At 68.2% G+C, this 573-nt stretch carries 1 protein-coding gene; it reads right to left on the minus strand.

Annotated elements, in window-relative coordinates:
* Nucleotide 1: 1 nt before the first annotated feature.
* Nucleotides 2-573 (minus strand): Tn3 family transposase (locus B7L92_RS39010; RefSeq protein WP_255311387.1); only part of this gene is annotated, 572 nt, incomplete at its 5' end.

Consider the following 573-nt stretch of genomic DNA (forward strand, 5'->3'; position numbering starts at 1 on the left):
CTCATGTCCAGCTCGAACCGGCCGTAGGGGTTGACGTGAGTCCAGAACAGCGGGGACAACGCGCGCCGATCGGCATCGCCGAGGCGCTCGACCCCCTTCGGCTCGGCCAGGACCTCTGCAGCAGCAGGGTGTTGACGTGGACAAGGGCAGCCTGCAGCAGGTGCAGGGCGAGCATCGAGATCTCCTGGCTCTCGCGGTCGGCGCCGGTCAGGTCCCCGTCCTTGCCGTAGAACAGGTCGTGGTTGGCGGAGTTCCAGTTCTCCACCACTTGCAGGCCCTCGTGGATCTCCCGCCGTAGTTCGGGGCTGGCCAGGTAGTCGCAGACGAACGCTGTCCGCACAGCGCGGCCGAGCTCCTCGATCGCCCGGTAGGTCGGGTGCTTCGGGCCGCCGCAGGTGAAGCGTCGTAGCACCTGCTCGGCCTCGGCCGTGCCCAGGCGGAGCGCGGTGGTGTATTTGACGATCTGGTCGTACTGCTGGCGGATCAGCTCCCAGTCGATCGTCTTGCTGGACAGCACCGGGGCCAGGTGCGGCCACGTCTCGTCCTCGCCGGCAACCGGCCGGTACAGCCGGG

Origin of the sequence: Streptomyces viridosporus, assembly GCF_002078235.1 — a bacterium.
Taxonomy (GTDB): Bacteria; Actinomycetota; Actinomycetes; order Streptomycetales; family Streptomycetaceae; genus Streptomyces; species Streptomyces viridosporus.